Annotated in this window: 12 protein-coding genes; 11 read left to right on the top strand and 1 reads right to left on the bottom strand. The window is 42.3% G+C overall.

The annotated features are described in order from the left end of the window. Positions 1-151: 151 nt before the first annotated feature. Entirely contained in the window at positions 152-1201 is a 1050-nt protein-coding gene (gene holA / locus GGQ95_RS05835; RefSeq protein ID WP_080862280.1) for a DNA polymerase III subunit delta, read from the top strand. A 172-nt stretch (positions 1202-1373) separates the two neighbouring features. On the opposite strand, the gene rpsT is transcribed toward holA, so the two are convergent. After that, positions 1374-1640, bottom strand: a complete 267-nt coding sequence (gene rpsT / locus GGQ95_RS05830) for a 30S ribosomal protein S20 (RefSeq protein WP_044744582.1) — start codon at positions 1638-1640, stop codon at positions 1374-1376. 210 nt (positions 1641-1850) lie between these two features. On the opposite strand from rpsT, the gene gpr reads away from it, so the two are divergent. The 10 genes from gpr (at position 1851) to prmA (ending at position 13766) form a co-directional block, all read left to right on the top strand. Further along, a complete protein-coding gene (gene gpr / locus GGQ95_RS05825; RefSeq protein ID WP_066145953.1) occupies positions 1851-2969 on the top strand; it encodes a GPR endopeptidase in 1119 nt (372 codons plus the stop codon). 77 nt (positions 2970-3046) lie between these two features. Continuing rightward, positions 3047-4252, top strand: a complete 1206-nt coding sequence (gene spoIIP / locus GGQ95_RS05820) for a stage II sporulation protein P (RefSeq protein WP_066145950.1) — start codon at positions 3047-3049, stop codon at positions 4250-4252. Between the two features lie 12 nt (positions 4253-4264). Further along, the gene (locus GGQ95_RS05815; protein WP_066145947.1) at positions 4265-4603 is read left to right on the top strand and encodes a YqxA family protein; all 339 of its coding nucleotides are present in this window, start codon (positions 4265-4267) and stop codon (positions 4601-4603) included. A gap of 221 nt (positions 4604-4824) precedes the next feature. Then, the gene (gene lepA / locus GGQ95_RS05810; RefSeq protein WP_044744578.1) at positions 4825-6651 is read left to right on the top strand and encodes a translation elongation factor 4; all 1827 of its coding nucleotides are present in this window, start codon (positions 4825-4827) and stop codon (positions 6649-6651) included. Positions 6652-6714: 63 nt separating this feature from the next. After that, positions 6715-7857, top strand: coding sequence for a radical SAM family heme chaperone HemW (gene hemW / locus GGQ95_RS05805; protein ID WP_066145945.1), 1143 nt, complete (start codon positions 6715-6717; stop codon positions 7855-7857). Between the two features lie 83 nt (positions 7858-7940). Continuing rightward, positions 7941-8975, top strand: a complete 1035-nt coding sequence (gene hrcA / locus GGQ95_RS05800) for a heat-inducible transcriptional repressor HrcA (protein WP_066145942.1) — start codon at positions 7941-7943, stop codon at positions 8973-8975. A gap of 117 nt (positions 8976-9092) precedes the next feature. Continuing rightward, complete coding sequence (grpE, locus tag GGQ95_RS05795) at positions 9093-9677, top strand: nucleotide exchange factor GrpE (RefSeq protein WP_066145939.1); 585 nt, start codon at positions 9093-9095, stop codon at positions 9675-9677. Between the two features lie 21 nt (positions 9678-9698). Further along, positions 9699-11531, top strand: a complete 1833-nt coding sequence (gene dnaK / locus GGQ95_RS05790; RefSeq protein WP_066145936.1) for a molecular chaperone DnaK — start codon at positions 9699-9701, stop codon at positions 11529-11531. 148 nt (positions 11532-11679) lie between these two features. After that, positions 11680-12819: a molecular chaperone DnaJ gene (dnaJ, locus tag GGQ95_RS05785; protein WP_044744573.1), complete on the top strand. Its 1140-nt coding sequence runs from the start codon at positions 11680-11682 to the stop codon at positions 12817-12819. Positions 12820-12827: 8 nt separating this feature from the next. Beyond that, complete coding sequence (gene prmA / locus GGQ95_RS05780; protein WP_183186469.1) at positions 12828-13766, top strand: 50S ribosomal protein L11 methyltransferase; 939 nt, start codon at positions 12828-12830, stop codon at positions 13764-13766. The last annotated feature ends 14 nt before the right edge of the window (positions 13767-13780 follow it).

Below are 13780 nucleotides of genomic sequence, written 5' to 3'. Positions count from 1 at the left end.
CCCGTTGATAAATAAGATCCTAGGACTTATTTATCAACGTTTATATAAATGGGAATCGGCTTACATCGTTTGCCGGTTCCCTTGTAAAAACCAAGAAAACAGTGTATCTTTTCATCATGGATGGTTTTAAAAAAGAATGGAGAAGAGAAATATGACTGTGAACTTTTTGGGAAAAATGACAAAGCAAACTCTGTCGCCTCTTTATTTATTATACGGAACGGAAACATTTTTATTAAATGAAGCATATGAACGAATTGTACGTACAGCTTTACGAGAAGAGGAGCAGGATTTTCATTTATCGGTGTATGATTGTGAAGAAACACCGATCGAAACAGCAATTGAGGAAGCGGAAACCCTGCCCTTTTTTGGGGAAAAGAAGGTTGTTGTGATCAAAAATCCGTATTTCCTCACTTCTGACAAGGGAAAGGAGAAAATAGAGCATAATTTAAAAAAGCTTGAGCAATACATAGCTTCTCCTTCTCCTTTTACGATTGTCGTTTTTCTTGGTTCATATGAAAAATTGGATGAAAGAAAAAAAATCACGAAGCAGTTAATGAATGAAGCGAAGGTTTTTGTCGCCTCCTCACTTAATGAAAAAGAATTGCGGCAATGGATGGAAGAACGGGCACATGCGAATGAAGTCGCCATTACAGAAGAAGCAAAGAAAACCTTACTGCAGCTGGCGGGGACGAACTTGATGTCGCTTGCTAATGAACTCGATAAGCTTTCACTGTTTGTTGGCCATCAAGGAACAATTGATGGTGAAACCGTGACGATGCTTGTTTCGCGGACACTTGAACAAAATGTTTTTGTATTGGTGGAAAAGGTCGTTCAACGCAAAGTGAGAGAAGCATTGCAAGTATTTGGTGATTTAATGGAACATAATGAAGAACCTATTAAAATTGTTGCGTTGCTAGCGGCCCAGTTTCGGCTTTTGTATCAAGTTAAATGGCTTAATGCCAAAGGATACGGCCAGCAGCATATTGCTTCGTCGCTAAAGGTCCATCCGTTTCGCGTTAAGCTGGCTATGGCACAATCGGGATTATTTTCGGAACAGGAATTGCTCGATATCATTCACGACTTGGCTGAAGCGGATTATCAAATGAAAACAGGGGTGCTTGATAAACGCTTGCTTATTGAATTGCTGCTAGTCAAATGGAGCAAAGCGAATGAGACAAATGAACAGTCTTTTGTCCGGTGAACTCCTCCCATCCCCACTTCGTTCAGAGATGGGGGTGTCAGCTTGGAGGATTTTTGGATGAGAATCATAAAAAACGGAAAGGCTTGTGCGCGTATTTTCTTAATTTCCAGCTAAAGACAATTTTATAAAAATCAAAAAAGAAAACGACCTCAAAAAGGTCGTTTATTTGTTGTTACGCTGTGATGCTGTTTAATTTTTTCGCTAGACGGGATTTTTGGCGGCTTGCTGCATTTTTATGAATTAATCCTTTGCTTGCCGCTTTGTCTAATTTTTTAGAAGCAAGGACAAATGCTTCTTGTGCTTTTTCCACTTCTTTTGCTTCTACAAGCGCTTCAAATTTTTTAATCGCTGTGCGCATGGCTGATTTCATCGCAGCGTTGTGAGCACGGCGTTTCTCGCTTGTTTTCGCACGCTTAATTGCTGATTTAATATTTGCCAATGTCTTTCACCTCCGTAATGCTGTCCATATACGTGATTCTTTTGTCATGTTGATCGATATAGACATATCAAGAACAAATGATATTCTATCAAACACATTTCAATTATGCAAGACTATTCAAGCAAAAATACTTTACTTATTAAAGAATGAAATAAGAAGAAAGCGGCGACAATAAATAAAAACGATCGTTTTTGAGAAGGAGGAGCATCGATGAATCAACCATTAGATCTTAGCGTGTATTCCGTGCGGACAGATTTGGCTGTTGAAGCTCACGAAATGGCCATTGAAGAGCGATTGCAGCAAAAAAAAGAGACTTCCTCTCCGATTGAAGGAGTCACGATTCATGATCGTGAAATAGACGGAATTAAGCTATCATATGTTGAAGTAACCGAGGAAGGAGCGCAGTCCATTGGCAAGAAGCCAGGAACCTATATCACGCTGGAGGCTCAAGGGATTCGGGAACAGGATACAGAACTGCAAAAAAAGGTAGAGGAAGTGTTTGCGAAAGAGTTCCATGCTTTTTTGCAGAAGCTGAATATTCCAAAAGAAGCAAGCTGTCTTGTTGTGGGGCTTGGAAATGATAATGTTACTCCAGATGCGCTCGGTCCGTTGGCGGTAGAGAATTTATTAATTACAAGGCATTTGTTTCAGCTTCAACCGGAAAGCGTGCAAGAAGGCTTTCGTCCTGTAAGCGCGCTTGCTCCCGGAGTAATGGGAACAACAGGAATTGAAACGAGCGACATTATTGACGGTGTCGTTGAAAAAACAAAACCGGATTTTATTGTTGTCATTGATGCACTAGCGGCTCGTTCAATTGAACGAGTAAATGCGACGATTCAAATTTCAGATGCTGGCATTCATCCCGGATCAGGAGTGGGAAATAAACGCAAGGAATTAAGTAAAGAAACTTTAGGGATTCCTGTCATCGCTATCGGTGTGCCGACGGTTGTCGATGCTGTGTCGATTACAAGCGATACCATTGACTTTCTTTTAAAGCATTTTGGCAAAGAAATGCGTGAAGGGAATCGTCCCTCTAGTGCTCTTGCTCCAGCTGGATGGATGTTTGGAAGAAGAAAAAAATTAACCGAAGAGGATCTGCCTACACAAGCACAGCGCTCGACGTTTCTTGGCATGGTTGGAACCCTGAGCGATACAGAAAAAAGAACGCTTATTCATGAAGTGTTGGCCCCGCTCGGACATAATTTGATGGTGACGCCGAAAGAAGTCGATATGTTTATCGGGGACATGGCCCATTTGCTAGCGAGCGGCTTAAACGCAGCGCTGCATGGCCAGATTGATCAAGGAAATACAGGGATGTATACGCGCTAATCATAAAAAAGATGTTCTATCTTTTTAAGCTTGACCATACTGTTAAATTAGTAGACAAGCTTAGAAAGGGTGAGAACATGAAAAGGTTTCGCTCTCGGCAAATGGTCGTCACCATTCAAGGGACAAGCATTAAAAAAGTTGTGACTTTAGCCGTTTTAGGCTGGATGATGATGTTTACGGTTGTCGGGGTCATGACATCGTTAAAACCTGAATATCGAATTACCTCTTCTTCTGTTAATAGTGTGACAAATCATTTTCCTGAGGAAACGTTCATTCATTTATTTAGTTTTGAAAACCATTATTTTTTACAAAGCTTGCCGAAAGAGCGACAGAACATTAGTTATTCATCTATTTTGCTGCGTATGATTACGAGCATTAATCCAGATGATCCCCGCAGTCTGCTTGGCAGCGAATTGCCTGGCTTTGCTCTATATGATAGTAAGATTGTGGTGGCAGGAGAAGGAACGGACTATACAAACATGCCTTACGAATCGGCACCGCCGCTTGAAGTGATGCTGGCTGAACGCGAGGCATCCATCGAAAATTTAGAAAAAGCGGATCAAGATCAAGATAAACAGCCAGTGCCTCCGCCAACGAAAACGACTGGCGGACGGAAAGTCGTTTATATTTACAGCACCCATACGTATGAATCGTATTTGCCAGCGCTCAAAGGGGCAAATGATCCAGATCAGGCCTTTCATCGTACGGTCAATGTAACGAAAGTCGGACAAAAATTGCAGGAGGAACTTGAGAAACGAGGGATTGGAGCGGTGGAAAGCACCGTTGATGTTCAACAAAAATTATCAGAAAAAGGAATGGACTATGCGCAATCATATGACATGTCAAGACAGGTTGTTATGCAGGCGATGGGCCAAAACCGTGATTTACAATACTTGATTGATATTCACCGCGATGCCCAAAGACGAAAATTTACAACTGCGACTATTAACGGAGTTAGCTATGCGCGTGTTGCGTTCATTGTTGGCGGAGAAAATGCAAACTATGAAAAGAATTTACAACTAGCAACACAGCTTCATCAGCTTTTACAAAAAAAATATCCGGGATTAAGTCGGGGGGTCATCGAGAAGAAAGGAAGAGGAACAAATGGAAAATTCAACCAAGATTTATCAAATAATGCGTTACTCATAGAGTTTGGCGGGGTAGACAATACGTTTGATGAACTTTTCCGATCCGCAGCTGCTGTTGCCGATGTGTTTAGTGAGCATTATTGGCAGGCAGAAAAAGTGCAGGCTCCAGCCTCTGATCCGCCGCAAAAGCAGTAAGGAGGAAGCAAAATGGCAAAATTCACCCTTCAATTTTTGACGGCTGTTATCCTTCTTTTCTTTGGTGTCTTGCTTGGCATGCAGCAGGCGAATCAAGGGATGATCAAAATGAAGGGCTACAATGATCCGTCTTTTCAGACCGTGTTCCATGTTGCAAAAGATAAAAACGGCGAAATGGAAGCAATGGTTATGGGAAATAGAGTAAGTATCGAAAATATTAGTGAGAAGAAAGAGAAGCTTGAACAGATGAAAATGTTCAATCTGTTTTCGGAGCTTGGAAAGCATTTGGCGGAAGGAGTTCGTTCTGTTATTCAATCCCTTCTTTCTTTTGTAGGACAGCTGATCGAATAAAGTCGGGCACAGGCTCGACTTTTTTCTTATCCTTTTTTAAGGGTTCGGGCGTTGCCTAGCTTCAATTGCCGTCGGCTCGAATCGCTTCACTCCGCATTGTGACGGTGACAATCTTCTTGGAGGGCGCTTTGCGCTTTTCTTATTTCTCTCATTGAATCTTAACCGTTGTGTTGCTATAATCAAAGCTAGTGTAGTTTCGGGTAACAGTAGGAGTGAAAAAGATGAATCGTGAACAAAGACTGGAAAGAAGAGAAAAAATCCGCAACTTTTCTATTATCGCTCATATTGACCATGGAAAATCGACGCTTGCAGATCGCATCCTTGAAAAAACGGGGGCGCTTTCGCAGCGAGAAATGAAAGAGCAAATGCTAGATTCTATGGAGCTAGAGCGGGAGCGCGGCATTACGATTAAGTTGAATGCTGTTCAGTTAAAGTACAAAGCAAATAATGGAGAGGAATACATTTTTCATCTTATTGACACGCCAGGGCATGTCGATTTTACCTATGAAGTGTCGCGCAGTTTAGCGGCATGCGAGGGGGCTATTCTTGTTGTTGATGCGGCGCAAGGAATTGAAGCGCAAACGCTGGCAAATGTCTATTTGGCGCTGGATAATAATTTAGAGATTTTGCCGGTTATCAATAAAATCGATTTGCCAAGCGCTGAGCCAGAGCGCGTTCGCCAAGAAATTGAAGATGTAATTGGCTTGGATGCTTCTGAAGCCGTGCTTGCTTCCGCTAAGGCCGGCATCGGCATTGAAGAGATTTTGGAGCAAATCGTCGACAAAATTCCGGCGCCGGCTGGTGATCCTGATGCGCCATTAAAAGCGTTGATCTTCGATTCGCTGTATGATCCATACCGCGGTGTAGTGGCCTATATTCGCATTGTGGAAGGAACGGTTAAGCCGGGACAAAAAATCAAGATGATGGCGACTGGAAAAGAGTTTGAGGTAGTTGAAGTAGGGGTGTTTACGCCAAAAGCGAAATTGGTTGATGAGCTAACCGTGGGCGATGTTGGCTTTTTGACCGCTTCCATTAAAAACGTAAGCGATACGCGTGTAGGTGATACCATTACAGATGCCAAAAATCCTGCGGCCGAACCGCTTCCGGGATATCGTCGCTTAAATCCGATGGTGTTTTGCGGAATGTATCCAATTGATACAGCCAAGTACAATGATTTGCGTGAGGCATTGGAAAAATTGCAGCTTAACGATGCCGCGCTACAATTTGAGCCCGAAACATCGCAGGCGCTCGGTTTTGGTTTTCGCTGCGGCTTTTTAGGGCTGCTACACATGGAGATTATTCAGGAACGCATTGAGCGCGAGTTTAATATCGATTTAATTACGACAGCGCCAAGCGTAGTGTATAAAGTATACTTGACCGATGGTGAGGAGGTTCAAGTGGATAATCCATCCAACATGCCAGATCCACAAAAAATTGACCGGGTGGAAGAACCTTACGTCAAAGCGACGGTCATGGTGCCAAACGATTTTGTTGGAGCGGTAATGGAACTATGTCAAAGCAAGCGCGGCATCTTTGTCGATATGCAATATATGGATGAAAAAAGGGTTATGCTTATTTATGAAATTCCGCTTTCAGAAATTGTCTATGATTTCTTTGATATTTTAAAGTCAAGCACGAAAGGATACGCATCGTTTGATTATGAGCTCATCGGCTATAAGCCTTCAAAGCTTGTGAAGATGGATATTTTATTAAATGGGGAGAAAGTCGATGCCCTTTCCTTTATCGTTCATCGCGACTCAGCCTATGAGCGCGGAAAAGTCATTGTTGAGAAACTGAAAGATTTGATTCCGCGCCAGCAGTTTGAAGTTCCTGTGCAAGCAGCGATCGGCAATAAAATTATTGCCCGCTCGACGATCAAAGCATTGCGGAAAAACGTGCTAGCTAAATGCTATGGCGGTGACGTATCGCGGAAACGCAAGCTTCTTGAAAAGCAAAAGGAAGGAAAGAAGCGAATGAAGCAGGTCGGATCTGTCGAAGTTCCACAAGAAGCGTTTATGGCTGTGCTCAAAATGGATGATAAAAAATAATGCCATACGAGGCTGTCTCATGATGAGATGGCCTTGTTTGTTATGAAAAAGGAGCGATGAACATTGATTCAAGCCGCTTATTTGCATATTCCGTTCTGTTCGCAAATTTGCTATTACTGTGATTTCAATAAAGTATTCTTTAAAGGACAGCCGGTGAACGAGTATTTGCAGGCGATAGAAACCGAAATGGAACAAACAGTGGTTCGATATCCTACACAAAAACTTGATACCATCTTTGTAGGTGGGGGGACGCCGACCGTGCTGGAAATGGATCAGCTTGACTTTTTTCTCAATGCCATTCATAAGCGCCTTCCTTTTACTGCGGGCGAAGTGGAATTTACCTTCGAGGCGAATCCGAACGAGTTGTCGCGGGAAAAACTGCAGCTGTTAAAAGACGCAGGAGTCAATCGCCTAAGCTTTGGCGTACAGACGTTTGATCATGAATTGTTAAAAAAAATTGGACGAACTCATCGGCGAGATGATGTGTTTCAAATCATTGGAATCGCTCAAGATATCGGCTTTGCAAACATTAGCGTTGATCTGATGTACGGTTTGCCGGGACAGACGCTTCCACAGCTGCGCGATTCTTTGAATATGGCGTTTGCACTCAACATTCAGCATATTTCTGCTTATTCGCTCATCGTTGAACCGAAAACGGTGTTTTACAATTTAATGAGAAAAGGAAAGCTATCTTTGCCAAGTCAAGAAGAAGAAGCAAATATGTACGAGGTCATTATGGAAGAAATGGAGAAGAACGGCTATAAGCAGTACGAAATTAGCAATTATACCCGGCCGGGATTTGAAAGCCATCATAACCTTACGTATTGGAGTAATGAAGAATATTACGGATTTGGTGCAGGGGCGCACAGTTATGTAGCCGGCATGAGAAACGCGAATGCCGGACCGATCAAAAAATATATTGATTTAGTTGAAAAAACGGGAGAAGCGTATATTGAACGCCATGTGGTAACCGAGCAAGAGCAGAAAGAAGAAGAAATGTTTTTAGGTCTCCGCAAAATAGAAGGCATTTCCAAACAGCGGTTTATGGAAAAATTTCATTGTCCAGTCCATGAGGTATTCCATGAACCGATTGAGCAAGAAAAGCAGAAAGGGCTATTGGAGGAAACGGAAACTCATATTCGTCTTACTCACCAAGGAAAACTGCTTGGAAATGAAGTGTTTCAGGCATTTATTGGAGTAATCTAAAGTTGACAGATGTGCGGGGATTTGGTACTTTAATAATAGATTTAGCACTCAATATGTTTGAGTGCTAACAGAGGTGATGATCGTTGTTAACTGATCGCCAGTTATTGATTTTGCAAGTGATTATTGACGATTTTATTCGTTACGGCCAGCCTGTCGGTTCGCGGACGCTTTCGAAGAAGGAGAAAATTACCTTCAGTTCAGCAACGATCCGAAACGAAATGGCTGATTTGGAGGAATTGGGATACATTGAAAAAACGCATATTTCATCAGGCCGGGTACCGTCGGAAAAAGGCTATCGTTATTACGTCGATCATCTATTGTCACCACAGCATCTTACAACGGAGGATATGAGGAAGATTAGATCGATTTTTGCAGAACGAATTTATGAGCTAGAGAAACTCGTTCAAAAATCGGCGCAGATTTTATCGGATTTGACAAGCTATACATCTATCGTTCTCGGTCCGGCTGTGAAAGATAATAAGCTGAAAAGAATTCAAATCATTCCTTTAAATAAAGAAACGGCGGTAGCCATTTTTGTCACGGACAAAGGCCATGTAGAAAACCGCGTGATTACGATTCCGGCTTCCGTGAATGCTTCTGATTTAGAAAAAATGGTCAATATTTTGAATGAGCGATTGATTGGTTCTTCTATTATGGAATTGAAGGATAAGATTTATAAAGAGGTTGCCAACGTCCTGCGTGCCCACATTTATAATTATGACAGCATGTTAAAAACCATTGCGGATATGATTGAGCTGCCGCGGGAAGAAAAGCTGTTTTTAGCGGGAAGAGCTAATATGCTCAGCCAGCCAGAGTTCAATGATATTCAAAAAGTTCATTCTTTAATGAAAATCATTGAACAAGAAAAAGAGTTTTATCGACTGCTGCGTCGAAGCAGCAAAAAGGGAATTCAAGTGACAATTGGCCATGAGAACCAATTGAGCGGCATGGAAAATTGCAGCTTAATTACAGCGACCTACTCGATCGGAGAGGAGCAGCTGGGAACGATTGCAATTCTGGGGCCGACGAGAATGGAATATTCGCGTGTCATTACCATTTTGAATCAAGTGGCTTCTGACTTAACAAAGGCGTTGACAGATTGGTATCAAAATGGGTAGCATTGGTCATATTGGATAATGGATGGATGGTGTGAAGCACCCCATCCTTTCCTTGTGAATAACTTTTTGATTATACATATATTGGACTTATTTGTTCACTTAAGGGAGGTGAAGCCGATGGAAAACGAACAAAAAGAAATGCTTCAAACAGAAGAGGAAGTTACATATGAACAGCCGCAAGAAGAAGTGAATGAGTCATTGACAGAAGATAAATCAATTACTGATGACGAACAAGATCAACTGACAGCGGCAAACGAGCAAATCGCTGAACTTCAGCAAAAGCTGCAGGAATTAGAAAATCGTTATCTTCGCCTGCATGCAGATTTTGATAATTTCCGCCGCCGTACAAGACTTGAATTTGAGGCAGCGGAAAAATATCGCGCACAAAATTTAGTGACAGATCTTTTACCGGTGTTAGATAATTTCGAGCGCGCTTTAAAAATCCAGACAGAAGACGAAACAGCCAAATCCATTTTGCAAGGGATGGAAATGGTATATCGCTCTTTGATTGATGCATTGAAAAAAGAAGGCGTTGAAGTCATCGAATCAATTGGAAAACCGTTTGATCCTCATCTGCATCAAGCCGTGATGCAGGCAGAAGATAGCGGATATGAGCCAAACACGGTCGTTGAAGAATTTCAAAAAGGATATAAATTAAAAGATCGTGTCATTCGTCCAGCAATGGTGAAAGTGAGTCAATAATGTCATAGGAGGGTGATACGGATGAGCAAAATCATTGGTATTGATTTAGGAACAACAAACTCTTGTGTAGCTGTATTAGAGGGCGGCGAGCCAAAAGTGATTCCAAATCCAGAAGGAAACCGAACCACTCCGTCAGTTGTGGCATTTAAAAACGGAGAACGGCAAGTGGGGGAAGTAGCGAAGCGCCAAGCGATTACGAACCCAAATACGATCATCTCGATCAAACGCCATATGGGTACCGATTATAAGGTGGAGGTTGAAGGAAAACAATATACTCCACAAGAAATTTCAGCTATTATTTTACAATATTTAAAATCGTATGCGGAAGCCTATTTAGGCGAGCCTGTTACAAGAGCGGTCATTACGGTTCCAGCTTATTTTAATGATGCACAGCGCCAAGCAACAAAAGATGCCGGACGCATTGCCGGATTGGAAGTTGAACGTATCATTAACGAGCCGACAGCGGCAGCGCTCGCTTATGGACTTGATAAAATGGAGGAAGATCAAACGATTCTCGTATATGACTTAGGTGGCGGGACGTTTGACGTCTCGATTTTGGAGCTTGGCGATGGCGTGTTTGAGGTAAAAGCGACAGCTGGGGACAACCATCTTGGCGGCGACGATTTCGACCAAGTCATTATCGATTATTTAGTTGAACAATTTAAAAAGGAACATGGCGTTGATTTAGGAAAAGATAAAATGGCATTGCAGCGCTTAAAGGATGCTGCTGAAAAAGCGAAAAAAGATCTTTCTGGCGTTACGCAAACCCAAATTTCATTGCCGTTTATCAGCGCGAATGAAACAGGACCGCTTCACTTAGAAATGACATTAACGCGCGCAAAGTTTGAAGAGCTATCTGCCCATCTTGTGGAACGGACAATGGGACCGGTGCGCCAAGCATTGAAAGATGCAGACTTGACACCATCCGATATCGACAAAGTGATTCTTGTCGGGGGTTCGACGCGCATTCCTGCTGTGCAAGAAGCAATCAAAAAGGAAATTGGAAAAGAGCCGCATAAAGGTGTCAACCCAGACGAAGTGGTCGCGATTGGAGCTGCTATTCAAGGCGGTGTGATCGCTGGGGATGTCAAGGATGTTGTACTGCTTGACGTGACTCCACTTTCTTTAGGAATCGAGACGATGGGCGGCGTATTTACGAAATTAATTGAACGCAATACGACGATCCCGACAAGCAAATCGCAAATTTTCTCAACGGCGGCGGACAATCAAACGGCGGTTGATATTCACGTTCTGCAAGGAGAACGTCCAATGGCGGCCGATAACAAAACGTTAGGCCGCTTCCAGCTAACCGACATTCCACCGGCTCCGCGCGGTGTGCCACAAATCGAGGTCACATTCGATATTGACGCCAACGGTATTGTCCATGTGCGTGCAAAAGATTTAGGAACAAACAAAGAACAATCCATTACGATTAAATCATCTTCTGGCCTTTCCGAAGAAGAAATTCAACGAATGGTGAAAGAAGCGGAAGAAAACGCAGAAGCGGACAGAAAACGCAAAGAAGAAGTGGATCTTCGCAACGAAGCGGATCATTTAGTATTTACAACAGAAAAAACACTCAAAGAGCTTGAAGGAAAAGTGGACGAAGCTGAAGTGAAAAAAGCGCAGGAGGCTAAAGAAGAATTAAAAGCTGCTTTAGAGAAAAAAGATATCGAAGAAATTCGCACAAAGAAAAATGCGCTGCAAGAAATCGTTCAGCAATTGTCCATTAAGCTATACGAGCAAGCCGCTCAACAGGCGCAAGCTCAAGGACAAACAAATGCAGACGGCGCTGCGAAAAAAAATGACGATGTAGTTGATGCGGAATTTGAAGAAGTAAAAGAAGATAAGTAAAAACGGGAAAAAGTCAAAGTCAGGCCTGCCTTGGCTTTGACTTTTTTTCTAGAAAAAAAGCAACGATAGGAAAAATAACATCTATTGCATATATAAAGAAATGGATGGTACAATTAGCTTTATGTGAGTGAATCGGGAGTGGATGATGATGACAAAGCGAGATTACTATGAGGTTCTCGGGGTAAGCAAAACAGCGACAAAAGATGAAATAAAAAAAGCATACCGAAAACTTTCAAAACAATATCATCCAGATATTAATAAGTCACCAGATGCAGCTGAAAAATTTAAAGAAATCAAAGAAGCTTATGAAGTATTGAGCGATGATCAAAAGCGTGCCCATTACGATCAATTTGGTCATACGGATCCTAATCAAGGCTTTGGCGGCTTTAGAAGCGATGATTTTGATTTTGGCGGCTTTAGCGGTTTTGGTGGTTTTGAGGATATTTTCAGCTCCTTTTTTGGTGGAGGAAGACGGCGTGATCCGAACGCTCCGCGGGCTGGTGCTGATTTACAATATACGATGACACTGACATTTGAAGAAGCAGTGTTTGGAAAAGAAACGGATATTGAAATCCCTCGCGAAGAAACGTGTGATACGTGTCATGGATCAGGAGCAAAGCCGGGAACGAAAAAGGAAACATGTTCACATTGTGGCGGAACGGGACAAATCAGCATAGAGCAGGCAACGCCGTTTGGACGCATTGTGAATCGCAGAGCATGTCATTATTGCGGAGGCACAGGACAATTTATTAAGGAAAAATGTGCGACTTGTGGCGGTAGCGGTCGGGTGAAAAAGCGGAAAAAAATTCATGTGAAAATTCCAGCAGGTATTGACGACGGACAGCAGTTGCGCGTAGCTGGACAAGGAGAACCAGGCATAAACGGAGGTCCAGCGGGCGATTTATATATCGTGTTTCGTGTAGAGCCGCATGAATTTTTTGAACGCCATGATGATGACATTTATTGTGAAATTCCGCTGACATTTGCACAGGCAGCTCTTGGTGATGAAATTGAAGTTCCGACGCTTCACGGAAAAGTAAAATTGAAAATTCCAGCAGGCACACAAACAGGTACAAAATTTCGCTTAAAAGGAAAAGGTGTGCCCAATGTGCGCGGATATGGTCAAGGGGACCAGCATGTGATTGTGCGCATTGTGACGCCAACTAAATTAACGGAAAAGCAGAAGCAGCTGCTGCGCGAATTTGATGAATTGGGAGACCAAAGCATGCACCAAGGACCGCAAGATAGCTTTTTTGAGAAAGTAAAAAAAGCGTTTAAAGGGGAATAAACACATTTATGAAATGGTCAGAAATCAGCATTCATACGACACAAGAAGCAGTTGAGGCGATTTCGAATATTTTGCACGAAGCAGGTGCTGGGGGAGTTGTCATTGAAGACCCTTTTGATTTAACAAAAGAACGTGATACCACATTTGGCGAAATTTATGAGCTAAATCCCGATGATTATCCGGATGAAGGAGTCATCATTAAAGCTTATTTGCCAGTCAATAGTTTTTTAGGAGAAACAGTTGAGGAAATTAAACAAGCGATCAATAATTTAATGCTCTATAATATTGATATAGGAAAAAATAAAATTACGATCAGCGAAGTGAACGAAGAAGAATGGGCGACAGCGTGGAAAAAATATTATAACCCAGTAAAAATTTCTGAAAAATTTACGATCGTGCCAACATGGGAGGACTATGAACCGGTTTCCACTGATGAGTTTATTATTGAGCTAGATCCTGGAATGGCTTTTGGCACAGGCACACATCCGACCACAGTCATGTGTATTCAAGCGCTAGAAAAATGTGTGAAACCAGGTGATACCGTCATTGATGTTGGGACTGGATCAGGGATTTTGAGTATTGCGGCAGCGATGCTTGGAGCCGCTTCTGTTCAAGCGCTTGATTTAGATCCAGTGGCCGTAGACAGCGCCAAGCTAAATGTGAAATTAAATAAAGTTCAAGATATCGTATCGGTTACCCAAGGGAATTTGCTGGATAATGTAAAGGAGCCGGCCGATATTATTGTGGCCAATCTTCTAGCAGAAATCATTATGCGTTTTACAGATGATGCGTACCATCTGGTAAAAGAAAACGGATATTTTATTACATCTGGAATTATTCAAGCGAAAAAACACGAGGTAAAAGAAAAGTTGATTGAATCTGGATTTGTTATTGAAGAAACACTGGCGATGGAAGATTGGATCGCATTAATTGCAAGAAAAGCATGAAAAGAAGGTGGCGG

Origin of the sequence: Anoxybacteroides rupiense (assembly GCF_014196195.1) — a bacterium.
Lineage (GTDB): Bacteria > Bacillota > Bacilli > Bacillales > Anoxybacillaceae > Anoxybacteroides > Anoxybacteroides rupiense.
Note: the sequence above shows the minus strand (reverse complement) of the source record. Positions and strands in the feature narration are given on the sequence as shown.

Bases quoted from the DNA above. Each gene is read 5' to 3' on its own strand.
- holA (WP_080862280.1), top strand. From the start codon at position 152: ATGACTGTGAACTTTTTGGGAAAAATGACAAAGCAAACTCTGTCGCCT.
- gpr (WP_066145953.1), top strand. From the start codon at position 1,851: ATGAATCAACCATTAGATCTTAGCGTGTATTCCGTGCGGACAGATTTG.
- spoIIP (WP_066145950.1), top strand. From the start codon at position 3,047: ATGAAAAGGTTTCGCTCTCGGCAAATGGTCGTCACCATTCAAGGGACA.
- GGQ95_RS05815 (WP_066145947.1), top strand. From the start codon at position 4,265: ATGGCAAAATTCACCCTTCAATTTTTGACGGCTGTTATCCTTCTTTTC.
- lepA (WP_044744578.1), top strand. From the start codon at position 4,825: ATGAATCGTGAACAAAGACTGGAAAGAAGAGAAAAAATCCGCAACTTT.
- grpE (WP_066145939.1), top strand. From the start codon at position 9,093: ATGGAAAACGAACAAAAAGAAATGCTTCAAACAGAAGAGGAAGTTACA.
- dnaK (WP_066145936.1), top strand. From the start codon at position 9,699: ATGAGCAAAATCATTGGTATTGATTTAGGAACAACAAACTCTTGTGTA.
- dnaJ (WP_044744573.1), top strand. From the start codon at position 11,680: ATGACAAAGCGAGATTACTATGAGGTTCTCGGGGTAAGCAAAACAGCG.
- prmA (WP_183186469.1), top strand. From the start codon at position 12,828: ATGAAATGGTCAGAAATCAGCATTCATACGACACAAGAAGCAGTTGAG.